The 23,956-nt window shown below is 62.4% G+C and carries 24 protein-coding genes; 13 read left to right on the forward strand and 11 right to left on the reverse strand.

Going from position 1 to position 23,956, the window contains the following annotated elements; all coding sequences use genetic code 11:
* Window positions 1-196: 196 nt before the first annotated feature.
* The 5 genes from IF10I1_RS07205 to IF10I1_RS07225 form a co-directional block, all read right to left on the reverse strand.
* Window positions 197-1,360, reverse strand: a complete 1,164-nt coding sequence (locus tag IF10I1_RS07205) for a flagellin (RefSeq protein WP_186392000.1) — start codon at window positions 1,358-1,360, stop codon at window positions 197-199.
* A gap of 325 nt (window positions 1,361-1,685) precedes the next feature.
* Entirely contained in the window at window positions 1,686-2,078 is a 393-nt protein-coding gene (locus tag IF10I1_RS07210; protein ID WP_186391999.1) for a hypothetical protein, read from the reverse strand.
* A gap of 130 nt (window positions 2,079-2,208) precedes the next feature.
* Complete coding sequence (locus IF10I1_RS07215; RefSeq protein WP_208975477.1) at window positions 2,209-2,700, reverse strand: hypothetical protein; 492 nt, start codon at window positions 2,698-2,700, stop codon at window positions 2,209-2,211.
* Window positions 2,697-3,005: a rod-binding protein gene (locus IF10I1_RS07220; protein WP_050472589.1), complete on the reverse strand. Its 309-nt coding sequence runs from the start codon at window positions 3,003-3,005 to the stop codon at window positions 2,697-2,699. Before IF10I1_RS07220 ends, IF10I1_RS07215 begins: the two co-directional genes overlap by 4 nt.
* Before the next feature lie 3 nt (window positions 3,006-3,008).
* Window positions 3,009-4,133 (reverse strand): flagellar basal body P-ring protein FlgI, encoded by a 1,125-nt coding sequence (locus IF10I1_RS07225; RefSeq protein ID WP_186391998.1) that lies wholly within the window; start codon window positions 4,131-4,133, stop codon window positions 3,009-3,011.
* A 306-nt stretch (window positions 4,134-4,439) separates the two neighbouring features.
* On the opposite strand from IF10I1_RS07225, the gene IF10I1_RS07230 reads away from it, so the two are divergent.
* Complete coding sequence (locus IF10I1_RS07230; protein WP_123194668.1) at window positions 4,440-4,856, forward strand: flagellar assembly protein FliX; 417 nt, start codon at window positions 4,440-4,442, stop codon at window positions 4,854-4,856.
* Window positions 4,857-5,016: 160 nt separating this feature from the next.
* Window positions 5,017-5,433: an RNA polymerase-binding protein DksA gene (gene dksA / locus IF10I1_RS07235; protein ID WP_026355707.1), complete on the forward strand. Its 417-nt coding sequence runs from the start codon at window positions 5,017-5,019 to the stop codon at window positions 5,431-5,433.
* Window positions 5,434-5,750: 317 nt separating this feature from the next.
* On the opposite strand, the gene flgH is transcribed toward dksA, so the two are convergent.
* Genes flgH through flgF form a run of 4 tightly spaced genes read right to left on the reverse strand, consistent with a single transcriptional unit; the run spans window position 5,751 to window position 9,079 of the window.
* Window positions 5,751-6,497, reverse strand: a complete 747-nt coding sequence (gene flgH / locus IF10I1_RS07240; RefSeq protein ID WP_058899427.1) for a flagellar basal body L-ring protein FlgH — start codon at window positions 6,495-6,497, stop codon at window positions 5,751-5,753.
* Window positions 6,494-7,525, reverse strand: a complete 1,032-nt coding sequence (flgA, locus tag IF10I1_RS07245; RefSeq protein ID WP_208977182.1) for a flagellar basal body P-ring formation chaperone FlgA — start codon at window positions 7,523-7,525, stop codon at window positions 6,494-6,496. The genes flgH and flgA overlap by 4 nt, the downstream gene beginning before the upstream one ends.
* A 13-nt stretch (window positions 7,526-7,538) precedes the next feature.
* Window positions 7,539-8,318 (reverse strand): flagellar basal-body rod protein FlgG, encoded by a 780-nt coding sequence (gene flgG, locus IF10I1_RS07250; RefSeq protein ID WP_050472593.1) that lies wholly within the window; start codon window positions 8,316-8,318, stop codon window positions 7,539-7,541.
* A 20-nt stretch (window positions 8,319-8,338) separates the two neighbouring features.
* Window positions 8,339-9,079 (reverse strand): flagellar basal-body rod protein FlgF, encoded by a 741-nt coding sequence (gene flgF / locus IF10I1_RS07255; RefSeq protein ID WP_050472594.1) that lies wholly within the window; start codon window positions 9,077-9,079, stop codon window positions 8,339-8,341.
* A gap of 277 nt (window positions 9,080-9,356) precedes the next feature.
* Here flgF and IF10I1_RS07260 point away from each other — a divergent pair, with 277 nt between their 5' ends.
* From IF10I1_RS07260 to IF10I1_RS07280, 5 genes are all read left to right on the forward strand, one after another.
* A complete protein-coding gene (locus IF10I1_RS07260) occupies window positions 9,357-9,854 on the forward strand; it encodes a flagellar basal body-associated FliL family protein (RefSeq protein WP_186391997.1) in 498 nt (165 codons plus the stop codon).
* Window positions 9,855-9,863: 9 nt separating this feature from the next.
* On the forward strand, window positions 9,864-11,090 hold the full coding sequence (gene fliM / locus IF10I1_RS07265; RefSeq protein WP_019964562.1) for a flagellar motor switch protein FliM: 1,227 nt from the start codon (window positions 9,864-9,866) through the stop codon (window positions 11,088-11,090).
* Window positions 11,087-11,776, forward strand: coding sequence for a DUF6468 domain-containing protein (locus tag IF10I1_RS23135; protein ID WP_186391996.1), 690 nt, complete (start codon window positions 11,087-11,089; stop codon window positions 11,774-11,776). Before fliM ends, IF10I1_RS23135 begins: the two co-directional genes overlap by 4 nt.
* Complete coding sequence (locus IF10I1_RS07275; protein ID WP_186391995.1) at window positions 11,773-12,471, forward strand: MotE family protein; 699 nt, start codon at window positions 11,773-11,775, stop codon at window positions 12,469-12,471. Before IF10I1_RS23135 ends, IF10I1_RS07275 begins: the two co-directional genes overlap by 4 nt.
* 224 nt (window positions 12,472-12,695) lie before the next feature.
* Window positions 12,696-16,700, forward strand: a complete 4,005-nt coding sequence (locus IF10I1_RS07280; protein ID WP_208977181.1) for a hypothetical protein — start codon at window positions 12,696-12,698, stop codon at window positions 16,698-16,700.
* A 170-nt stretch (window positions 16,701-16,870) separates the two neighbouring features.
* On the opposite strand, the gene fliP is transcribed toward IF10I1_RS07280, so the two are convergent.
* The gene (fliP, locus tag IF10I1_RS07285) at window positions 16,871-17,647 is read right to left on the reverse strand and encodes a flagellar type III secretion system pore protein FliP (RefSeq protein WP_050472598.1); all 777 of its coding nucleotides are present in this window, start codon (window positions 17,645-17,647) and stop codon (window positions 16,871-16,873) included.
* Window positions 17,644-19,749 (reverse strand): flagellar biosynthetic protein FliO, encoded by a 2,106-nt coding sequence (locus IF10I1_RS07290; RefSeq protein ID WP_186391994.1) that lies wholly within the window; start codon window positions 19,747-19,749, stop codon window positions 17,644-17,646. Before IF10I1_RS07290 ends, fliP begins: the two co-directional genes overlap by 4 nt.
* Window positions 19,750-20,395: 646 nt before the next feature.
* On the opposite strand from IF10I1_RS07290, the gene flgB reads away from it, so the two are divergent.
* The 6 genes from flgB to flhB all read left to right on the forward strand — a co-directional run bounded on the left by flgB (window position 20,396) and on the right by flhB (window position 23,897).
* Window positions 20,396-20,800: a flagellar basal body rod protein FlgB gene (flgB, locus tag IF10I1_RS07295; protein WP_019964568.1), complete on the forward strand. Its 405-nt coding sequence runs from the start codon at window positions 20,396-20,398 to the stop codon at window positions 20,798-20,800.
* 33 nt (window positions 20,801-20,833) lie between these two features.
* The gene (gene flgC, locus IF10I1_RS07300; protein ID WP_050472601.1) at window positions 20,834-21,244 is read left to right on the forward strand and encodes a flagellar basal body rod protein FlgC; all 411 of its coding nucleotides are present in this window, start codon (window positions 20,834-20,836) and stop codon (window positions 21,242-21,244) included.
* A gap of 40 nt (window positions 21,245-21,284) precedes the next feature.
* Window positions 21,285-21,611: a flagellar hook-basal body complex protein FliE gene (locus IF10I1_RS07305; protein WP_050472602.1), complete on the forward strand. Its 327-nt coding sequence runs from the start codon at window positions 21,285-21,287 to the stop codon at window positions 21,609-21,611.
* 36 nt (window positions 21,612-21,647) lie between these two features.
* Complete coding sequence (gene fliQ / locus IF10I1_RS07310; RefSeq protein ID WP_050472603.1) at window positions 21,648-21,920, forward strand: flagellar biosynthesis protein FliQ; 273 nt, start codon at window positions 21,648-21,650, stop codon at window positions 21,918-21,920.
* A gap of 13 nt (window positions 21,921-21,933) precedes the next feature.
* On the forward strand, window positions 21,934-22,707 hold the full coding sequence (gene fliR, locus IF10I1_RS07315) for a flagellar biosynthetic protein FliR (RefSeq protein ID WP_186391993.1): 774 nt from the start codon (window positions 21,934-21,936) through the stop codon (window positions 22,705-22,707).
* A gap of 110 nt (window positions 22,708-22,817) precedes the next feature.
* Entirely contained in the window at window positions 22,818-23,897 is a 1,080-nt protein-coding gene (gene flhB / locus IF10I1_RS07320) for a flagellar biosynthesis protein FlhB (RefSeq protein ID WP_050472605.1), read from the forward strand.
* The last annotated feature ends 59 nt before the right edge of the window (window positions 23,898-23,956 follow it).

Raw genomic sequence — 23,956 nt, forward strand, 5'->3', positions numbered from 1 at the left:
TTTGTTTCCGCTCGTCCTGAGCGGGATGGCTTCATCATGATTTGGTAACCCTAATGCATGGTTAATTGCTTTCGAAAATAGAGTTAATACTTTATTACTTCTCTGGTTGGCTTCTGTGGGGGCTTGAATAGTTAACAAAAATAAAAAAGGCGGCAGGCCTGAGCCTGCCGCCCTGTTTCGCGGGGGTATTCTTGACTTAGAACAGACGCAGCACGTTCTGGTCCGCCTGTGCTGCCAGCGAGAGGGCAGTGGAGGCGAGGGACTGCTGGGTCTGCAGCGCCAGAAGGTTTGCACCTTCTTGGTTGGTGTCGGCCAAGGTCAGGCGGCCGGCGCCTTCCTGCAGCGTGTTGACCATGGACTTGGTGAAGTCCTGGCGGTTCTGCACGATCGACAGGTTGGTACCGAAGGTCGAAGCCTGGGACCGCAGCGTGTCCTGAGCCTTCTTCAGAGAGTTCAGAACGCTATCAATGCCGCTGTCCTTGGCGAGGCCTGATTCCGCGGTGTTGTTCGTCGAACGGTCGGCAAATGCGCCAGGGGCGGTGCCGGAGGAGGAGAGGTTCAGCTTGAAGTCAGCGGTGACCGTGAGCGTGCCACCGGTGAGACCCGTTGAGACGCCGTCGACGTCCCCAAGAAACTTCTGCAGATCTCCGACCGTGGTGCCGGCCTTGATTTCCAGCTTGCCGAGTTCAGAGCCGTTGGTATCAGTCAGGGTGATGACATCGCCGACGTTGAACTCATTGTCTGCAGTGAGAAGGTTTCCAGCGGTCAGGGCGGCGGTGCCGGTACCGTTGGTCAAGCTGATTGTCGATGTACCGCTGGTGCCGGTGGCCAGCCGCGACAGGTTGAGACCGGTCGAGCTCGAGGCATCCGTATAATCAACAGCCGAGATCGACAGAGAAGACTTGCCGTTCTCGTTGAAGGTCACCTTCATATCATTGCCCTGGCCACCGAGCAAATTCTTGCCCTTGTAGCCGGAGTCCTTGGCGATGTCCTGGATCTGCGTCAGGAGTTCATTGTACTCCTTGACGTATTTGGTGCGCTCGGCCTGGTTGGTGGTCTGTGAGGCCTGGTTCACCTTGGCCTTGGCTGCGTCGACGAGGCCGGAGATCGAGGTGATGCCCTTGTCCGCTGCCTTCAGGGTCTGGACCGACTGGCCCATGTCATCGAGCAGGGAGCTCAAATCGCTTGCGCGGTTCTCAAGGCCCTTGGCGGTGAAGAAGGAGTTCGGATTGTCGAGAGCCGAGTTGACCTTCTTGCCGGTGGAGAGCTTCTCCTGAACCGAGCTCATCATCTGAGCGGTCGACTGAAGGGCATTGAGGTTAGCGCGAACGGCGCTAGACAGGCTAACGTTGCTAGACATTACGGTTTTTCCTTCCTGGGAAAACACAATACATGGATCCGTTCTGGATTCCGCAAGCAACAAAGTCAGTTCTAAAGCGTAATGACAAGTTAAGTTATATGGTTATCGGATTTTAACCTTAACGTATGATGAATTGTACTTTATGGTTAATTTGATTTTAATTTCAGATCAAAGGCTTGCAATGTGCCCGGCGCGGGGCTCGGGCAGGATATTGCGGGCGAGGGACGGGGGATGGCTCGGCTGCACATTCTTGCTGGCGGACAAACGGAAAAAGCCCCATGACCTGGGTCATGGGGCTGCACTGGTGTGCCGGATCTTGATTTTTTCAGGCGGTGCGCTGAACCGTGGCGGAGGACTGGGGAACTACCGGCTCATCGCCTGCCTTGGCATAGGCCCGCAGTTTGCGCAATGTCTCGCTTGGGACCTGCTGCACCACCTCGCCGGTTTCCCGGTCCATGGCGACATAGATGAATGACTGGCTTTCCGGGTCGAGCGTGTTCTTGCGCACGATGTCCCTCGAGACAGGCGACGCCGATGCGCCCTGCTGATTGCCGTTCTCGGCAAGCTGGCGCTGTCCTTCAGAGTTCCCCGACGGTCTCACCGTCTGGGAACCCGGCAATTCAGTTTTAGCTGCGGGCTCGTTCTGTTCCGGAGCCCGCGTAGCCGGGGTTACTGCCGCATAGGCGGTCAGTGACGGCCGGATTGCTCCTGTATCCATGCCTGCCTCCTTCGGGTAACACTCCTTGACCCGATGGTATCACCCACAAAATACAACGGGGATATGAATCCTCCGTTAACGAAAAGGTTAGACTTTTCGCGGGTGCTGGCAAGTGATTCGCGCCGCTGCGTCAAAGCGATCTGTTGATAGCGATCCCTTCCGCGATCCGGGGCGCCTGCGGTGAAGCGCCGCCCGGGCCGTAGGTCGTGGTCCTCTGCCGGGCGCCCACGGCCTGTGCGACCGTCGTCACCACGGTCGATGCCACTTCCCGCGCCGTGGACAGAACCGCCAGATTGATGCGCAGGACAGGCTGGAATTCCGCATGCTGCCGCCGCAGGGACTGTACCGCAGCCGGAGCCAGATTGCCTAGAGCCACGGAGTGCTCCTTGGCGAAGAGAACGCCTTGGGTGTAGTGGTGTACCAGCACGGCCTTTTCCGGCTGCAGCTCGCCTGCAGCGCGCAACTGGCCTTCCCGCACCATATCCGTTTCCTTCTCGATCAGTTCGAGAAGCTTTTCCATGGTGTGGCAGACGGCAAGGCAAAAGCTCTCTGCCTCGGATCTGCTGGTTGGCCTTGCGGTGGAAAAGGGCAGGGCCGCTGTTTCCGGGGTGTGGGCGTTCACTGGTTTGCCTCCTGAAGGGCGAGCAATTCGCGCTCGATCGTGTTGGCCAGGCCGATTCCTCCGGCCGAAGCGATGGTTTTGGACATTTCGTCGATCAGCATTTTCTGCCAGGTGTCGGAGCCCTGTCCGCCGCCCCAGGCTCCGCCTTCCTCAAGGCCGGTGAACATCGACTGCATCATGGTGTTGAGGAAAACGGCCTCGAAGTTCTCGGCCTGCTTGCGGATCGAGTCGGGAGCGATGATGCGGCCGCCTCCCAGACGGGGCAGGGCAGCGGCGCTGGTGAGAGTGAGATCTGATGGCGTCATGGCTTACAGGGCCTCGATTTCGGCCTGCAGCGCACCGGCTGCCTTGATGGCCTGAAGGATGGAAATCATGTCGCGCGGGCCGATGCCGAGCGTGTTCAGCCCGTCAACCAGCTGCTGCAGGGTGACGCTCTCGCTGACGATCGCCAGCTTGCTGCCGCTTTCACTGACGGAAACGTCAGACTGGGGCGTGATCGCGGTCTGGCCGTTGGCGAAGGGCAGGGGCTGGGAGACCTGAGGATTTTCCGCGATGGTGACGGTGAGGTTCCCCTGGGCGACCGCCACGGTCGAGACCCTCACGTTCTGGCCCATCACGATGATGCCGGCACTTTCATCGATCACGACGCGGGCCGGCTGATCCGGCTCGATGATCAGCTGCTCGATGTCGGTGAGCAGGTCCACCACGTTGCCGTTGTAATCACGCGGCACGGTGAGCTGCACTGTGCCGGGATCCAGAGGCTCGGCGGTGGGAAAGCCGATCAGTTCGTTGATGGCGAGGGCAACGCGGCGCGAGGTGGTCAGGTCCGGGTTGCGCAAGGCGATGCGCACGGTGGTCATGCTGGCCAGCTTGAAGCCGACTTCCCGCTCGACCAGAGCACCATTTGCGATGCGGCCGGAGGTCGGCACGCCGCGTATCACCGAGGCTGCATCGCCTTGTGCTGCAAATCCGGAGATGGCTACGGCGCCCTGTGCAATGGCATAGGTCTCGCCATCGGCACCCATCAGCGGCGTGACCAGCAGCGTCCCGCCCTGAAGGCTTTCCGCATTGCCCAGAGCGCTGACGGAGACATCGATGCGCGTGCCCTGTGTGGCGAAGGGGGGCAGGTTGGCCGTCACCATGACTGCCGCCACATTGTTTGTATTGAGGTCCGCGGCTGTCGTGTTGACGCCCAGGCGCTCCAGCATGGCCTGCAGACTTTGCCGGGTGAAGGGTGAATTGCGCAGGCCGTCGCCTGTGCCCTTCAGGCCGACGACAAGGCCATATCCGATCAGCTGGTTCTCGCGGATGCCCTCGAAGTCTGAGATATCCTTGATCCGCGAGGCGGCCACCGCCGCAGGCGCAAGAGCCGTCAGGAGGACAGCCATGGCCGCGAAGAGGAGACTGGAACGGAGCAGACGTGCAAATGGCATGGGAGGGACCCGGCGCATGAGTGGTTTGCACCTGCCTATGCGAAGTCCATGCCAGATTATCCACGCTTCCCGGTTTTGATATAAGATATTGAAAATAAATATATAAATCCAGGATCTTGCCGTGTTCCCGGTGTTTTGATCATGTTCTGCCGGGACTGTGCCGGGCAATTCTTGCCGGGAGGACCGGATTTCCCTACCTTCGGGGACGGAAGAATCTGACCGGGAGCCCGGCAGGGTCAGACCGGCCATCCGGGTACGACCGGCCGGTGCAGGGCTGGCTCATGAGAAACGGGAAGCGAGGCCACAATGCGCATCACCAACAACACGCCCGTTTCCTCTGTTCAGGGCAAGGGCAGCAAGAAGAAAGCCGGTGGCGGCGGTGGTTTCCTGATCGGGGGCGATGGCGAGGCACATGCTGCCGTGTCGACGTCCTCCTCGTCGTCACTCTCGGGCATCGACGCCCTGCTTTCGCTGCAGGAGATGCAGGTCCAGCCGGATGACCGCGATGCTGCCACTGCGCGCGGGCATTCCATGCTGGATTTGCTGGATGCGCTGAAGGCAGACCTTCTCGCCGGGGTGATTGAACCCGCCCGGCTGGAGGAGATGATGAGCGCTCTGGCGGACCGCCCCGTCAGCAGCGATCCGGGGCTGGAATCGGTCATCGACGAGATTGAATTGCGCGTGAAGGTTGAGCTGGCTAAGCAGGGCCGGTTTACAAGTTGATGCATGCTGGCTGGCTGCGCGGCTGCGCAAACTTCGAGCGCAATGGATAACCCATTGAAATGGAAGGAATAAAGTTCAACATTTTTTTCGGGTTTGCCCGTTGTCGCTGACCTCCAGTGACTATATATTCCCCCCGTCCTAACGGTAACCGGAGTTTCCGATGACGGTTGAACTTGAGTCTGACTATCGACCTTCCGAGGACGAGCCGTTCATGAATGAACGGCAGCGCGAGTACTTCCGCAACAAGCTGCTCGCCTGGAAAGAGGACATCCTGCGTGAAAGCCGCGAGACGCTGGCGAACCTGCAGGAAGAAAGCACCAATCACCCTGACTTCGCTGACAGAGCTTCGTCGGAAACGGACCGTTCCATTGAACTGCGTGCACGTGACCGGCAGCGCAAGCTGATCTCAAAGATCGATGCGGCGCTGGAGCGGATTGAAGACGGCAGTTACGGCTATTGCGAAGAGACCGGCGAACCGATCTCCGTCAAGCGCCTGGAGGCCCGCCCGATTGCGACCCTGTCCATCGAGGCCCAGGAAGCGCATGAGCGCCGCGAAAAGGTGTACAGGGACGACTGAGATCCCGGTTCCTCGGTAAAATTTTCAGCCCCCGTCAGCCGCGCTGCCGGGGGCTTTTGTTTGTCCGGGCTGCCTGTTTTCGACCAGTTCGCAATCAGCCCTGTCTTTATGGGGAGCCAGGGGCTGAGGAGAAACGGGCACGGCGCTCGGGGAGCGAGACGCCGTGCCCGTCATTCAGCCAGTCCGGCGTCCGGAACACCGGGCTGGCAGGGGGATCAATTCGGGTTGCAGAAGGAATAGGCCCGCTAAAGGGCGCAGGGGGAGCGGGCTGACCGGCGGCTGGGGAGTGCAGCCGGTCAGCCATCTGTGAGGTCACATCAGAAGGGCAGAACGATATCCAGCACCTGCTGGCCATAGCGCGGCTGCTGGACGTCGGTGATCTGGCCGCGTCCGCCATAGCCGATACGGGCCTCGGCGATCTTCTCGCTCAGGATGGTGTTGTCCGACCGGATATCCTGCGGCCGCACGATACCGGCAACGATCAACTCGCGAACCTCGAAGTTGACACGGACTTCCTGTCTGCCCTCGACAACCAGATTGCCGTTTGGCAGCACCTGGGTCACCACGGCGGCGACGGAGGTGCGCAGGGTCTCCTTGCGGTCGACCGAGCCCGACCCCTTGAAGGTGGAATTGGCGTTGACGGTTGCGAGAGCATCGGCGCTTGCGTTGCCTGGGAGAACATACTTGTCGATGGCCGTGCCCAGTGCACCGCTGACGCCGGACCGGTCGGTGCCGCTGCGGCTGCGCTCTGTCTCGTTGTCAAACTGGGCGCGGTCGGAGATCGTCACCAGAATGGTCATCAGATCGCCGACCTGCTTGGCGCGCTGGTCCTCGAAGAAGGCGCGGTTGCCGGACTTCCACAGCGAGTTGGCATTGTAATGCACGGGCTGGGGCGTCGGCATGGGCATCTGCACCGGACGGTAGCCGGGCATGGTGGTCGGGTCCTGAATGGCATTGAGGGCCGGGGCCTTGCCGACCTGGGCAAGGCGGTCCGCAGAGCCGCAGGCAGCCAGGGGCAGGGCCAGAAGGGTCAGGGCGACAGCCTTGTGAATCGGACGGATCATTGTGCGCTCTCCTGGGCAGGCAGGCTGGTGTTGGCGGCAAGTGTGCGGGGAGTGCCGCCGAGGCGGACTTCTCCGCGGGCGCTCACGGTGCCCCTGACGGTGCGGCGGGACTGCAGATTGATCACGTCGATCATGTCTCCATCTGCGCCTGCGGTTGCAGCCTGGCCTTGCGTGGTCAGTTTCATTCCCGAGATTTCATAGATGAGCGTGACCTTGTCGCCGCGCTGGATCAGCATCGGGCGTTCGAAGTCCGCCTTGCTGAGTTGACGGCCCGGACGCTGCTGGATGCGTGCGGCCAGTCCGAGGATCTCCTGCGGATCTGTCACGGCCCGTCCCTGCACCCGCTCACGCGGCAGACGCATGGTTATCAGGTCCTGCTCCCGGACAATCGCCCCCCTGTCCAGCGGGCTTGCCAGTGCGACGATGGCCGTCATTTCCCGCGCAATGCCGGTGAGGCTGACACGGCGGTAGCCGTTTTCACCTGCGTAGGACATCACGATGTCGAACCGGCCGTCCGCGCGTGACCAGAGGGCCTGTTCGATCCGCAGGGGATCGGCAGAACGCGGATCGGCGTGAATGATCTGCGGCGTGCGGGCGAAGACGATTTCGAGATCGTCTGCGGAAATCTGGCCCTCCTGCCGTGCCAGCCGCTCGGCGATGATGCCGGAGAGACGCTGTGCATCGAAGGAAATTGAGTCACGGCGGACAATGACTTCTGCAAGTCCATCGGTGCCTGCAGACTTGAGGCCTGCCGCACGGGCGCGCTCGGCAACAAGTGCCGCGCTCACATTGCCCGAAGTGCCCAGATCCGGCGAGCGGAACAACGGTTCAAAGCCGGCAGCGCCTGCGTTGAGATAGAAATCGCCGATGGTGACGATGTCCGAAGAGGTCACGACCTCCGGCCGCAGAACGGGAGCTTCGCTGCCGCGCTGCCAGACCGGCTGGCTGCTGCCTGCCGCAAGACTTGCGGTGCCGGGCATCAGGCCTGCGAGGGCGGCTCCAAGAAGCGCAAGGAACAGGGGTCTCATCACCAGCCTCCTTTTACCGCAGGTTGGTCGTGGTCGAGTACATGTCGTCAGCGGCCTTGATGATGCGGGAATTCATCTCGTAGGCACGCTGGGCGGAAATGAGATCCGCAATCTCCGTGACGGCATCGACATTCGCCATTTCGAGGAAGTTCTGCTGCAAGTTGCCGAAGCTGTTCTCGCCGGGATTGCCGACCTGTGCGGCGCCGCTGGCGTCGGTCTGGAGGAAGAGGTTGTCGCCAATGGCTTCGAGCCCCGCCTTGTTGACGAAGCGGGCGAGCTGGATCTGGCCGAGGTTGACGCTGGCGCCATCGACGGTCACCTGCACCGTGCCGTCGGACGAGATCGTCAGGTCGCGGCCATTGTCCGGGATAACGATGCCGGGCTCGATGGTGAAGCCGTCGACGGTGACCAGCGTGCCGTTGGCATCGCGCTCAAAGGAGCCATCCCGCGAATAGGCGGTGGTGCCATCGGGCATCTGGATCTGGAAGAAACCTTCACCGCGGATGGCGACGTCGGTTTCCTTGTTGGTCTGTTCCAGGTTGCCCTGGCTCATGATGCGTGTGGTGGAAGCGGTCTTCACACCCGAACCGATCTGCACGCCCGTCGGCACGATGGTGCCCGCGTTCGATGTGTCCGTGCCCATGCGGCGCAGGTTCTGGTAGAGCAGATCCTGAAAATCGGCCCGCTGGCGCTTGAAGCCGGTGGTGCGCATGTTGGCAACGTTGTTCGAAATGACTTCAACGTTGAGTTCCTGCGCCTTCATGCCTGTGGCGGCGATATGGAGTGCTTTCATGGTGGTCTCTCCTGTCCGTCTCAGGCCTGCGACTTGCCGAGGCGCTCAACCGCTGAGCGGGACAGGTCGTAGGTGTCCTTCATCAGCTTGGTCACGCTCTCGTACTTGCGGGTGATTTCGATCAGCTCTGTTACTGCCGTGATGCCATGGACGTTCGACTGCTCGACGGCGCCCTGGATCACCCGTGTGCGGGCGACGGGCTGCGGATCCGTGTAGGTCATCAGGTTGTTGCCGATGGAAACCGCGTTGCGCGGTTCCTGGAAGGCGACAAGACGGATGCGCCCGCGCACGCCGAGCTCCGAAGAGATCGTCCCGTCAGCGGCAATGTCGATCTGCCCGTCCTGCGTGGTGAAGGTGATCGGGCCGCCTTCTGTCAGGACCGGGCGGCCGTCCGGCGTGACCAGTTGGCCGGTGCTGTCGAGATGGAACGATCCGTTGCGCGTATAGGCCTCGGTGCCGTTTTCCATCTGCACCGCAAACCAGCCGTCGCCATCGACAGCCAGATCGAGCGGATTGCCGGTCATGATGATTCCACCGGCCTGAAAGTCCGTGAAGGTCCTGGCGTCCTGCACGTAGGAGAGGGTTCTGTCGCCGCGGTTGAAGGCCGTCGCCTGCGCCACCGGCATCAGATATTCCTCGAATTTCATGTGCTTGGCCTTGTAGCCAGACGTGGTCATGTTCGCCAGATTGTTGGCGGTCACATCCAGCTGCCTGCGCAAGGCAACCTGCCGGGACAGGTTAATGAGCTGCGCATTCTCCATGTTAACGATTCCTTTTTGCTCCCCGAGGGCACGCCAGCCTCCCCAGGTCAGCGTGCCGCCACCCTTGTAGCAGGGAGCGTGCCAGTTTTTATTTTGTTGAAATCATTGGGAATTTTTCTTTCCGTCACGGTGCGGGGTGCAAATAGGTGAGGAAAAAATGAACCAGTGGGCAACAGTTGCCGGGTGATGGGTTAAGGAGTTGGTAACCACTCGTTAACGATTAACCCTTTAGAAACTATTCACGCGCAGGCATGTGCGGCAAGCTGGCGGGGCGGCAATGGCCGATACGGATACCGACGCCGAAAACGGCGAAGAAGGCGGTGCGAAGAAGGGCGGCAAGAAGAAGCTGATCATCTTCGGAGCAGCCGGGCTTGTTGCACTGCTCGTCATTGGCGGGGCGGTCTGGTTCCTGTTCCTGTCGGGGGGCGGAGAACCGGTAGACCCAACGGCTCCGCCCGTCGTGCAGCAGAGGCCGGTTGTCTTTTACGACCTGCCGGAAATGACCGTGAATCTGTCCACCGAAGGGCGGGCGACCTACCTCAGGGTGCGCATTGCGCTTGAGGTGTCCGATCAGGCCATGGTGGACCGGATCAGTCCGTATCTGCCGCGTATTCTGGATGCGTTCCAGATTTACCTGCGTGAGTTGCGTCCCGCTGACCTCGAAGGGTCGGCCGGTTTGTTCAGGCTCAAGGAAGAGCTGCTCCGGCGCATCAATCTGGCGGTTCATCCGGCAAGGGTTGATGGAGTGCTGTTCAAGGAAATCCTGATTCAGTGACGGTGATACATGGCTGACGACGACGATCTGAGTGATGCCGACCTGGCTGATGCCTGGGGTGCCGCGCTCGCCGAGCAGGGGGCTGGCGACGACGACGATGATCTGGCCGCTGCCTGGGGTGCGGCGCTGGAAGAGCAGGGCGTCGGCAACGCGGACGACATGGCGGCCCAATGGGCGGCGATGATCGATGACAGCGAGCCGGAGCTTGAGAATGCCTCGCGCGGCGCTGACCGCGTCCTGAACCAGGAAGAAATCGACAACCTCCTCGGTTTCAATATCGAGGACACGATCTCGCGCGATCAGAGCGGCATCCGTGCGCTGATCAACTCGGCCATGGTGTCCTATGAACGCCTGCCGATGCTGGAAATCGTGTTCGACCGGCTTGTCCGCCTGACCACGACATCCTTGCGCAATTTCACGTCCGACAATGTGGAAGTGTCTCTGGATTCGATCAGCTCCGTCCGCTTCGGTGATTACCTGAACTCCATTCCCCTGCCGGCCATTCTGGGCGTGTTCAAGGCCGAAGAATGGGACGGTTTCGGACTTGTCACGGTGGAATCGAGCCTGATCTACTCGATCATCGATGTGCTTTTGGGCGGCGGGCGCGGCACGACGGGTATCCGCGTCGAAGGCCGGCCCTATACCACCATCGAGACCAACCTTGTCCGGCGCATGCTGGAAATCATCCTGGCGGATGCGGAGCAGGCTTTTGCGCCGCTTTCCCCGGTGCATTTCAGCCTGGAGCGCATGGAAACCAACCCGCGTTTTGCGGCGATCTCGCGCCCGGCCAACGCGGCCATCCTTGTCGAGCTGCGCATCGACATGGAGGACCGTGGCGGCACCATCGAGATCATGATGCCCTATGCCACGCTGGAGCCCATCCGTGACCTGCTGCTGCAGATGTTCATGGGCGAAAAATTCGGCCGTGACCCGATCTGGGAAGGGCATCTTGCGAGCGAGATTCACGCTGCCATGGTGGAGGTGGATGCGGTCCTTTACGAGACCTTCCTGCCGCTCAGCCGCGTCCTGAGCCTCGATGTGGGTCAGACACTGATTTTTGACGTGGAACCTGATGATCCGGTGACAATCAAGTGCGGCAACGTGGAGCTCAGTGAGGGTACACTCGGCAAGGTCGAGGATTCGATCGCGATTCGTGTCACCCGCGGATTGCGCAAGCCGAAGATGACTCTGGCCGCATTTGAACGGGCCATGCAGAAGGAAATGGAAACGTCATGACGTCCCTGCCGCTTGGAATGTTGATCGAGGCTCTGGTGGCTGTCCTTCTGCTGGTCACCATCGGCTATTGCTGGATCCTGAACCGCCGGCTGCAGCGTTTGCGTGCCGATGAAGAGACCCTGCGTGCGACGATCTCGGAGCTGATCACCGCCACCGAGATTGCCGAGCGTGCCATTCTCGGCCTGAAAGCCACGGCAAATGACGCGGACAAGACACTTGGAACCCGGCTGACGCAGGCCGAGCATCTGTCCAAGCTTCTGGCCGGACAGCTGGGGGAGGGCGAAGCCGTTCTGACGCGCATCAGCCAGATTGCCGAAGCCGCCCGCACCGCGCATACGGCGGAGGATGCCCGCCGCGCTGCCGAGGAAGAGGCCCGTCAGCGCGCGCAAGCTCAGGCCCACGCCCAGGCCCAGGCTGAAGCCGATGCCCGCCGCCTTGCAGCTGCCCAGCAGGCGGCTGCCCCTGCCTACCAGCAGGCGCCTCAGGGCTATGTCGCGCCGCAGCCAGCACCGCGCCCGGCCCCCCCGGCAGCGCCCTATGCCGGCGCCTACCGCCCGTCCGCTTCCGCGCCTGCCGCACCGGCTCCGTCTCCTTCAGTGAGCGCGCGGGATATCCGTGCTGCGGCGGCCGAAGCAACCGCCCGTCTTGAACGCTTCCGCAAGAAGTCAGGGGAGGCCGCTGCTTGAACCTTCGCCTGCTTCCAGTTGTCGGCATAGCTGCCAGCGCCCTTCTGGCGCTGAAGCTGCTCGGCCTTGTGCTCGGTGAGCACACGGCCGTGGGCCCGGTCATGGAAGCAAGAGCGCAGGCCCAGCCCGCGCCGCAGCAGGCTGCCCAGCCGCAGGAAGCGCCGTCTGCCGGAACGCCTGCAACTGGTGAGACGCTTCCGGAGGTTCCTGCCGTGCCTGACACCCTGGAGCTTGGAGGGTCAAGCGCGGAGCGGGCCGTTCTGGAGAGCCTTGGCGAGCGGCGCAGGGCCTTGCAGGATCAGGAAGGGCAGCTTGATCTGCGGGAGAGACTGCTGCAGGCGACCGAAGAGCGGCTGCAGCAGCGGGTTGACGAGCTCAAGTCGCTCGAGCAGCAGATCCAGCAGGGCGTCGAAGAGAAGAAACGGCAGGAAGAGGGCGAGATCGCAGCGCTGGTGATCATGTATGAAAACATGAAGCCCAAGGACGCAGCCCGCATCTTCGACCGGCTGGAGCTTGATATCCTGCTGAAGGTCGTGCGCCAGATGAAGCCGCGCAAGATGGCTGACATTCTGGCGCGCATGTCGCCCGAGGCGGCTGAAAAGCTGACCGTGGCGATCGCCAGCGGCGATGCGAACCAGCCTCAGGGAGCTTCCATCCAGGCCCCGGCTGCACTTCCGAAAATCGGCTCAAACTGACGGAAAGCGCCGAGTTTCGCGGTGCGGCGTAACAGGGTGTTAAGGCCGGTCCCCTAGAGTCATTTCGGAGCTTGTTCCAGAGGATAACCCTGACCTTGTTGAATGTTGTGAGGCATGCACGCCAGTGGGCCTCGGCCAGGGTCCACGCAGCGTTCCGGTATATTCCGGGAGCGGCTGTTTCGTGCCGCAGCCTTGCCGTTCTGCTTGCCGTGTCCTTGCCGCTGATGCCTTTGACCCCGGCCCTTGCCCAGACGGCTGAGCCCGTGGACATGGAAGCGCGGGCCGAAGAGGGCTACGGCCGGATGATCCTGACCTTCAAGGACAGGACACTGCTGCCGCACTATGATGCCGCCGTCACAAACAATGTGCTCCGCGTTGCCTTTGAGGCGCCGATCCAGATCAACGTGGATGATGTCCCGCTGCAACTGGGCAACTACGTGGCCATCGCCCGCCGTGACCCGGACGGTAGCGCCATCCGCTTTGCCCTGAAAGACAAATTCCGCATCAACACGCTTGAAGCGGGCGAGAAGCTGTTCATCGACATTCTGCCTTCCAACTGGCAAGGCCTGCCGCCCGGCCTGCCGGATGAGGTGGTGCGTGACCTGGCGCGGCGCGCCGAGGAGGCCATGCGGCAGGTCCGGGCCCTGGAACAGGCGCGCCTGAAGGCGCAGGAGGGGCCGAAGGTCACGCTCCATGTCGGGGATCATCCGACTTTCACGCGTCTGGTCTTCGACTGGTCCATCCAGTTTGATACGGCCTTTGTGCGGGAAGACGATATCGTCCGCATCACCTTCAATCATCCCGCTCAGCTGGATGTGGGCGACCTGCGCGCGCGCCTGCCGCGTGGTGTCGTTGATGCGACGGCCTTCATTGATGAGGGCAAGCTCAAGTTTCTGATGCGTCTTGAGCCGGGTGTCGACATCCGGGCTTTCCGCGAAGAGCAGACCTATGTGGTCGACATCAGTCCGCCGGAAGCAAGGGTTCCGGCGGATCCGGCCAATGCTGCCATAAATGACGCCATGGGGGCCGGAGCGCCTTCCGGGGCGTCCGGCATGATCATTGCGCCGGGGAGCCGCGACTATACCCCCCGCACGCCTGAAGGTGCCCCTGCCTCCGGCATGCCGCAGCCGGGCCGGGACCCGGTGTTCGACGGGGTGGAGGGCGGTGGCGTGAGCCGTCCGAGACCGGGGGCCATCGGCCCGCGGGTGGTGCCTGAAACGCCGGTTGCGCAGAGCAGTCCGGAACTTGACCTTGAAGCCGCTGAGACTCCCGTTGATGTGGCTCTGGCTGAGCCCGGCAGCGGAGAAGCGTCTTTTCCGCTTCCCCGGGCCAAGCCGGTCTCCGCAACGGAACTGGCTTTGCAAGGCCCCGTGACGGATGTGGCGCAGATGAGCGCACCTGTGGTCATTCCGCCTCTGGCCGACGAGCCGGAGACGGTGGCTTCGGTTGCCTTCGTTCCACCTGTCCAGGAACCGGCGCCGGAGACTGCACAGCCTGAAGGGGAGGCTCCGCAAGCCACTCCTGTTGCGGAGGGTCCTGCTCTGCAGGCTGGCGACAGGCTGATTGATGTGGTGCCCCTTGATCCGGTGCCCGTGCCTGCACGCCGCTCTGCCGCGCCTGCTGTTCAGGAGCCTGTGCCGGCGGATTTGCCGCCCGTCATTGATGTGACGGGGGCGACGCAGCCGCAAAGCAATGAAGCCTGGCGGGCAACTGGCGGCAATGATGCTGCGGGCACGCAGGCGCAAAGCATGCCGCCGAGTATCTTTGGCGGGCCGGCCCGCTCGCCAGAAAGCCTGCCGCCCGATGCGGCGGAAGCAACTCTTAATTTCGTTGCGGCCGAAGCCCGGCGCATCGGCAACTCGGTGCGTGTCGTGTTTCCTTTCCGGGAACAGGTCTCCACGGCGCTGTTCCGGCGCAACAACAGTGTCTGGATGGTGTTCGATACCAGCTCGGCGATCGACGTGCGCGGCATGCGCTCCGCCCTTGGGGATATTGCGAGCGCGGTCGATATCCAGAGCTACGGAGATTTCTCGGTGCTCCGGGTGAACGTCAGTTCCGCCACGCTGGCGACCCTCGGCGCCGATGGCAACGCCTGGAATCTCGTCATCGGCGACATGATCGTCGAACCCTCGCGCCCGCTGCTGCTGGAGCGCACGGTGCGGATCGACGGGGGATCGGTGCTGCGGGTGTCATTCCAGAACCCGCGTTATGTCCGCAGGTTCACCGATCCGGATGTGGGCGACGAAATTCATGCGGTGACCGGCTTTGGCCCTGCGCGGGGCCTGCTCAAGCCGCAGGGCTTTGTCGACCTGGATGCGCTGTCTTCCGCACATGGTGTTGCGGTCGTGCCAAAGTCGGACGGAGTGCGCGTGCAACTGGTGGGGGATGACGTCATCCTGGAGAAGACCGATGGCCTGATCCTGTCCAGCAGCCACCTGCGGCAGGGATCGGGTTCCTTCACCTCCCTCGTTGCTGCGGACAGTGTTGCCTCCATCGAATTCTCGAACCTGACGACCTCGGCGCCTGAGGATTTCATCCGCCGCCGCAGTGAGCTGGAAGCGGCCATGGCGGCGGCACCTGAAGGGCGCCGGCAGGGCCCCAGGCTTGATCTGGCCCGGTTCTATCTGGCGCATGTGTTCCCTCATGAATCGCTCGGCCTGATGGAACTGGCGCTGGAGGAGGAGCCGGCCCTGGCGCAGGATCCGATGTTCAATCTCATGATGGGCGCGGCCCAGACGCTTGCAGGACGGCCGCGTGAGGCTCTGCCGCATCTGAGCCGTCATGATCTCAAGAACAATCCGGACGCGGCCGTCTGGCAGACCATCGTTGAAGTCGCGCTTGGCCAGTGGGCTCCAGCCCGCGCAGCACTGGCGCGCGGCCGTTCCGTCATTGGCAATTACCCCGTCAACATTCAGGCCGAGTTCAATCTGGCTGCCGCACAGGCCATGGTGGAACTGAATGATTTCGGCATGGCCAATGCCATTCTCGCGGAGATCGAGCCGGCGCTCATCACCCCGCAGCAGGCCACCCGCTATGACCTTCTGCGCGGCCGCGTGGCCGATGCGTCGGGCCGGTCGCTGGAGGCGCTCACCGCCTTTGATCTTGTTGCCCGCAGTTTTGACCGTCCGCGTGCGGCCGAAGCCCAGTACCGGGCCCTGCGTATCCGTTACCGGGATGGAGAGGTCAACATCGACAATGCGATCAACGAGCTTGGCGGCCTTGCCGCCTCCTGGCGCGGTGACGAGACGGAACTGAAGACGCTGCGGCTGCTCGCCCAGCTGCAGGCGGAAAAGGGCAATTACCGCGAGGCGTTCGAGGCGATGAAGTCTGCGCTTCAGGCTCAGCCGGACGCGGAGACCACCCGCCTGCTGCAGGAGGAGATGTCCGCACTTTTCTCCAGCCTCTTCCTGCATGGCAAGGCGGACGAAATGCCGGCGGTGAAGTCTCTTGCGCTGTTCTATGATTTCCGCGAACTGATGCCGGTGGGGCGTCAGGGGGACGAGATGGTGCGCAAGCTCGCCAAGCGGCTGGTTGAGGTGGACCTTCTCGATCAGGCTGCCGGCCTGTTGCAGCATCAGGTGGACAACCGCCTGAAGGGGGCCGCCCGTGCACAGATCGCGGCCGACCTTGGTGCCATCTATCTGATGGACCGCAAGCCGGAGCGGGCCCTGGCGGTGCTCAACCGCACCCGTCAGGCCAACCTGCCTTCGTCCCTGGAGCGGCAGCGCAACATCGTCGAGGCGCGCGCCATGACGGAGAGCGGGCGTCCGGATCTGGCGCTGGAACTGGTCCGCAACATGCGCGGGGCCGATGTGGACCGGTTGCGCGCCGATACGTTCTGGAAGGCGCAGAGCTGGCGTGAGGCGGGGGAGCAGCTGGAGGCCATGTATGGCTCGCGCTGGTCAGACAATATTCCGCTGGAACAGATCGAGCGGGACGACATCCTGAAGGCCGCGATCGGCTATTCGCTGGCCGGTGACCAGCTCAGCCTGGACCGCCTGCGCACCAAATATGCGAAGAAGATGTCGGACAGTCCCCATGCTGCGTCGTTCGAAGTGGTCACCCGGCCCATCGCGGCACAGGGGGTCGAGTTCCTGGATGTGGTCAGAGGTATTGCCGCAACGGATACGCTCGACACCTTCCTGCAGGAATACCGGCGCCAGTACATGTCGCCTTCTGCGGACAGTGGCAGTAGCTCACTGGCCAATGCCATGCCGGCCAATGGCTGACACCATATCCGGCGCCCGGGGCTCCTGCCGCATACGGATCGCAGCGGCTTGAACCTCTGCTGAAGCTTCCGGAGAAACTGATTCAGCTCTTGAAGAGATTGATTCAAGAACTGCCGGAATTGATTCCGGAATTCGCTTTAATTATTTGATTTATATGTTTTTTTGGAGCGCTACCCGGCGGCGCCGAAGCTTCTCACCAAACTTCCGGCCACGAGATACCAGCCATCGACAAGCACGAAGAAGATCAGCTTGAAGGGCAGGGAGATGACCACTGGCGGCAGCATCATCATGCCCATGGACATGAGGATGGAGGCAATCACCAGATCGATGATCAGGAACGGCAAATAGAGCAGGAAGCCGATCTCGAAGGCGCGGCGCAGCTCGCTGATCATGAAGGCCGGGATCAGGACCTGAAAGCTCAGGTCCTGTGGTGTTTCCGGCGGGGCCTGACCGGAGAGCTCCTGAAACAGGGCAAGATCCTTCTCCCGCACCTGGGTCAGCATGAAGGCATGAAAAGGCTCGGAAGCCCGTTCAAAGGCCTGATCGAATTCGATGGTTCCTTCCACCAGCGGCTGGATGCCCTCGTTATAGGCCGTCTGCAGGGTGGGGGCCATGATGAAGGCCGTCAGGAAGAGGGCCAGCGACACCATCACCGTATTGGGCGGGGCCGTCTGCAGGCCAATGGCCGAACGCAGCAGCGACAGAACCACGACAATGCGGGTGAAGCTCGTCACCATCACGAGGATCGACGGGGCCAGGCTGAGAATTGTCAGCAGGGCCACGAGCTGCAGGGCGCGCTGCGTCACGCCCGTGCCTTCGCCAAAGCCGATGGAAATGTCCTGCGCCAGTGCCGGGGCGGCGAGCAGCACTGCTGCTGCCCCGGCCAGAGCAAATGCCGTCAGGCGCACATATCTGGCGGATCTGGTTGCGCCCTTGCGACCGTTCATTTGCGCTCTTGCGTGCCGATTTCGGACAGGAGGCGTGCCATCTCTTCTTCAATGGCGGTCACGCCCGGATTGTCACGGGCGGTCTGAACCTTGATCTCCGGAGCCGCACCCGGCTGCTCTGCCTCGCTGTCCTGTGATGCGTCAGGCTCCGGTGCAGCGGCTTTGGGGGCTTCGGCCTCTGCTGCCTGGGCTACAGCCGGTGCGGATGCCGAGGACTTGCTCTGCAGATGACCATCGAGAACATCAGCCAGGGCATCGGCCAGCAGATCGTCTGCCATATCGCCCTGCGCTGCGCTTGCCGGTTCTGCGGAGGGGCGTGCCGGGGCGAGAGGCGCGAACAGGTCCTCTTCGTCTGCGGCAGCATCCGGGGTGGCGGTGCTTTTTTCTTCGGGCTGGGCTGAGCTTGCCGGGCTTTCGGCCTGCTGGGCCGCCGGTGTGGTGTCTTCCTGCGGAGCCGGGGCGCTTTCAGTCTTCACCGGAGCCGGCGGAACCTCTGCTGCAGCTTCGCTGCGTGCTTCACCAGCGGCTGCGGTGTCGGTGGGGGCTGCGGCCACTGCCGCGCCTGCCGTGTTCGCCGGGGTGCCCGCCTGTGTGCCGCCGGGAGCGCCGGAGCCGCCGCGATAGCTCGCCGCGCGGGCTGGGTCCAGCCGCAGATACGGGTTGGTGGCCAGCGAACCCAGGCCTTCGCCGCTGCGTTCTGCGGGGCTGCGAACTTCTGCTGCTGTGGTGGAAGGTGAGGCGCCTGCAGATGCGGTGGCACTCTGAGCGGCAGCAGGCTGGGCCCGGACGGTGTCTGCCGCCGTAGCCTCGCCCGGCACCGGGCTCTGGCCGGCAGCAAGCGGATTCTGGAAAACGGTGCGTGCGCGGGCCGCGGGACCCGAAGAGGGAGGCGTGACCTGACGGCGCGGCTCGGGCTCGGGGGCCGGAGCCTGAACGTCGGATGAGGCTGGCCGGGAGAAGGTGCGTGCGAGCCCCGCAACGGCAGCGCCTGCCGCGGCGACCGAGGCACCCGCCTTCTGGGTGAGGGCAGAGGTTGCCGACTGGACTGTGCCGCCAGCGGCGGGATCCCTCGGGGCGGGCTGGGAAGCAGACTGGACAGCGCTTCTGATGGCCGGAGCGGAAACTTCCGGCGCGCGCATGGCCGGTTCGGACGCCCGCAGGGCAGGGCTGGCCGGAGCGGCAGGTGCCGGTACTGCCGTTGCCGGGGCTGCGGATGTCCCGGCCGACATGGCTTCCGCTGCGCGGGCGCGCAGGGTCTTGATCGTGTCGAGCGGCGATGTCACCGGCTTGAGCTCTGAACCTGCGCTGCCAGCCACCTGGACGGAGGGCGCCTGGGCGGCATAAGGCATGGATGTCTGGGGTGCCTGAGGCGTCTGGGGTGCCTGGGCCTTGGCTGCAGGCGCTTCAGCTGCCGGAGCATGCGGGCGCGGGGCGGAAAGAGCTGTTGCCTGCGGTGCCGGTGCGGCATCGAGCTGCGGCTCGTTTTGTCCGCGCGCACGGGCGCTGGCGGCGAGGCTGCCGGCTGCCGCTGCTGCGCGGGCGGCAAGATTTGCGGCAAGGCGCTGCGGGCCGGAGGCGGCGGTCTGCGGCTTTTCAGCCGCGGAGGGCTGGGCACGCAACGGCGGGGGGGCAGAAGGCGCAGGAGCAGAGGTCGGGGCAGCCGGTGCGAGTGAGGGGGCAGACGGAGCCGTCATGACCGCTACGGGAGCCGCAGCAGGGGCAGGGACGGGGCTGTCGCCGGTGTCATAGTCCGGCGCACCATAGCCTGCCAGCTGGCGCTGGTAATTTGCGGCGACCGGAGTGCCGCGAATGATCGTCTGTTCAACCACCACGTCGGTCGGTCCGCCGACGAGAATGAGATGCTCCACATTGTCGCGGCGCACCAGCAGCAGGCGGCGGCGGGCATCAATGTTCATGGCATCCATGACCGCAATGCGCGGCTGGCGGTTGCGGCCTGCGTTGATGCGGTTGCCGGTGAATTGCCGCAGAAAATAGACCATCAGGCCGATCAATGCGAAGACGATGGCCAGCGCAATGATGAAAGACATCGCCCGTGCGATGCCGTCTCCGACGCCGAAAGTATCCGCGATCCACTCGTACATACCAACCTCATTACTCTGCGCCGGACTGGCGGCCGCCTCCTTGCCGGGTCAGGCGCCAGATCTCCCTTGCATTCAGCCGCGGAGCAGACTTCTGCCCCGCCTGCGTGATAGATCAGAGCTGCAAATAGCATCTGCGGGCGCCGAGGTATACCTCCCAGTTACCCGTCAGCCTGTTGCAGCGCTTCACTTGCGCCTTCCCAGACTTGCAAGCCGGCGCAATGGGCAACCATCGCCGCGTCTGCCTCCGGCTCTGCCCAGTTGCTGGCCCAGTTGCTAGCCAGGTTGCTGGCCAACTTCTTGGGCCGGTGCTCCTGCGCCGTGCTGGCACTCCATTCCCTCATCCATGGTGGGGGAATGTAGCGGCGGAAGCTTGCGCCGCCCAGTTGCTCCCTGCATGATTCTGACTGGACAAATGCCATGAGCTTGCCCTGCCGGTTCGTCGAATCGGCTGAACCCTCTAAATATTAACAGGGGCAGGCAAAAAATGCCGGGTGGTTTTGTTGTTTGCGGCCGTGCTTGAGCGGGTTGTTTACGAGTTTCCACGGAAAACCGCGGTCTTGTTGCGAAAATCATTAACGCGCCATTAACTTTCCGTTAACCCTTTGAGCGGCAGTGTTTGCCGAAGTGTTAACAAATGGTGACTCGCATGTCTCTGACCGACCTGCCGATGTTCCGGGCGATCAAGTCCAAAATGCAGTGGCATCAGGCCCGGCAGGGTGTGCTGGCCGAGAATGTCGCCAATGCGGATACGCCGGGATACCGGGCGAGAGAGCTCAAGGCCTTCAAGGTGGACGAGGATCTGAAACTCGCCAAGCCGGGGCTTGAGACGGTGCGCACCCAGGCGGGGCATCTGTCGGGCGTGATGCGTGCGTCCTCCGGCGGCGGTCAGATTTCGCCCAGCACCTTCGAGACGACGCCGGATGGCAACAATGTGGTTCTCGAAGAGCAGATGATGAAGGTCACGCAGAACCAGATGGAGTTCCAGGCGGCGGCGACGCTCTACAGCCGCAGCATGAAGCTTCTCAAGACTGCCATCGGCAAGTCTGCCTGAGGCGGGCTTTGAACACTTGCAAAGGAGAGTGCCATGGATCTGACCAAGACGCTGTTCGTTTCGGCTTCCGGGCTTAAGGCGCAGACGGGCCGCATCCGCGTGATCGCGGAGAACATTGCCAATGCGGATTCCACGGGCCGCACGCCGCAGGAAGATCCTTACCGCCGCAAGATTCCGACCTTCACGAACCGGTTCGAGAAGGCGCTGAATGCGGAAGTCGTCGCTCTGGGCCGGATCCAGGAAGACCAGTCGCAGTTTCCCACCCGCTACGAGCCCGGCCATCCGGCCGCCGATGCGGAAGGCAATGTGCGCATGCCCAACGTGAATTCGCTGGTGGAAAGCGTCGACATGCGCGAGGCGCAGCGCTCTTACGAAGCGAACCTGAACGTCATCGAGACAACCCGCAGCATGCTGCAGCGGACCATCGACATCCTGCGCGGCTGAGCCTTCGGCTGACGCATCTGAACCCAGAGGATAATCCATCATGGCTATTCCATCCGTTGCCGCGAATGCCTATCAGACGATGGCCCGCCTCGGACAACAGGGGCAGGGGCTTGGCGGCGGCGAAGGGGCTGCCGGTGCCTTTACCCAGACCCCGGATTTCGGCGGCATGGTGCGCGACGCTGTCAGTTCCGTCTCCGACGCGGGGCAGAAGTCCGAGGGCATGGCCCTTGGCCTTGTCCAGGGCAAGGCAGATGTGGTTGATGTGGTGACGGCCATCGCAGAAACGGAAGTCGCGCTGGAGACCATGGTCTCCGTGCGGGACCGCGTGATTGCGGCTTACGAGGAAATCATGCGCATGTCGATCTGATGCCAGATCGCGGCGGGACAAGGGGCTGACAGCCAGATGACCGGACCTGAGGTCATGGATATCGCCCGTGAGGGCATCTGGACCCTGGTGCTGGTCGCGGCTCCGGTGATGATCGTTGGCCTCGTCGTCGGCGTTCTTGTCGCGCTGTTTCAGGCGCTGACCCAGATCCAGGAAATGACTCTGGTGTTTGTCCCGAAGATCCTGGCGATCTTCGTGACGATGATCATCGCCTTTCCCTTCATGGGCAGCATGCTGAACGCCTTCATGATGCGTATTTCCGAGATGATCCTGACGACCGGTCCGGGCTAGACGGGAGGGGGATGTGACCATCCAGCTCTCTTTCCTGCCTGAAATGGCGGCTGTGTTCATGCTGATGTTTGCCCGGCTGGGCACGCTGATGATGCTGCTGCCGTCTTTCAGCGAGCGCTCGATTCCGATGCGTCTGCGCCTGACGCTGGCCCTGTCGCTCACCTTGCTGCTTTACCCCATGGCGTCCCGGCTCTATCCGGCGGACCTGACCGAAAACATCAACCGTTTCGGGGTGATGCTGGCGGGAGAGTTCATCATCGGATTTGCCGTTGGCCTGTGCGGACGCATGATCACCGCGGCCCTGACGACCGCCGGCGTCATCATCGCCAACCAGACGGGCCTGTCCTTCGCGCTGGGGTCTGACGTGACCAATGCCGGCCAGCAAGGCGCATTGATCGGCAACTATCTGTCCATTCTTGCCGTCACGCTGATCTTCACCACGGATACCCATTATCTGATGATCGCGGCGCTGCATGACAGCTTCAACCTGTTTCCGCCAGGCGTCGTGCTGCCGGTGGGAGACTTTGCCCGGATGGCGCAGGAGACGGTCTCCGGGGTGTTTTCCATCGCCATGCGTATCAGCGCCCCCTTCATCGTGGTGGGGCTTGTCTTCTATTTCGGCCTTGGCCTTCTCAACAAGCTGATGCCACAGATGCAGATCTTCTTCATCTCGGCACCTGTTGGCATTGCCATCGGCATCCTGCTTCTTTACGCGCTTCTGATCGCCATCATGAACAAGTACCTGGCGCATTTCACCGAGGCGATCGGCAAGTTCACAGGGGGATAGGCCGGCCTGCCGCATCCCGCCTGCGGGTGGGGGCGGCGGCTGGCTGATCCCATTCAACACGTCCGGGCATTCCGTTCGCGCTTCGGCGGACGGTGGCTTCAGGGGAAACAATGTCTGACCAGACCGACGATTCGGAGAAAACCGAGGACCCCACGCAAAAACGCTTGAAAGAAGCGTTGGAGCGAGGGGATGTCGCAAAATCTCAGGAAGTCAGCACGTGGTTCACGCTTGCCGGAACCGCGATGATCATTGCATTTCTGGCGCCCGGAGTGTTTTCCAGCCTCGGCGGCAAGCTGAAATGGTACGTGGAGCACGCCGATGCTATTCCCGCAGATGGCGGCGGGCTTGTTGCGCTATGGAGCAACACCGGGCTGGTGGTGGCTGCCGCGGTCGCTCTGCCCATGCTGACCATGATGATCATGGCTGTCATCGGCAACATGGTGCAGCATGAACTGGTCTTCTCGGCGGAATCGCTGAAGCCGAAACTCTCCAAGGTCTCGCCAATGTCGGGCTTCAAGCGGCTGTTCTCGGCCGACAGCCTGATGAATTTTCTCAAGGGCCTCGTCAAGATCGTCATCGTTTCCACGCTGATGGTCGCCGTGCTCTGGCCGGAGCGGGACATGGCGGAAGCCGTCATGTTCATGGACGAGCTGATGGTGATGGAGGAGACCCGTATTCTTGCCCTGAAGCTTATCGGTGCCATTCTCGCCGTCATGACCATCGTTGCTGCCCTGGATTTCCTTTGGCAGAAGACGAAATGGTTCAAGAAGCAGAAGATGAGCCTCCGGGAAATCAAGGAAGAATACAAGCAGACGGAAGGTGATCCGGCGGTCAAGGGCAAGATCCGACAGCTGCGCATGGAGCGCAGCCGCCGCCGCATGATGAGCGCCGTGCCCCAGGCGACGGTGGTTGTCACCAACCCGACGCACTACTCTGTTGCACTCAAATATGAGGACGGGATGGGGGCGCCTCAGGTGGTCGCCAAGGGTGTCGACGCAGTCGCCTTGCGCATTCGGGAAATTGCGAAAGAGAACAAGGTGCCCATCGTCGAGAACCCGCCGCTGGCCCGTGCGCTCTACGCGGCGACGGAAATCGATCAGTTCATCCCCGAAGAACACTTCAAGGCAGCGGCCGAGGTCATCGGCTTTGTCTACAGAATGCGGAAAACCCGGAGCTGGCGCGATAATTGACACCAGATCGGTTGAATTTAGCTGCGCGGGGCAGAATGCTGCATGAAAGACCGAATCCC

The sequence above is a fragment of the Pannonibacter sp. I15F10I1 genome (assembly GCF_900185665.1).
Lineage (GTDB): Bacteria > Pseudomonadota > Alphaproteobacteria > Rhizobiales > Stappiaceae > Pannonibacter > Pannonibacter indicus.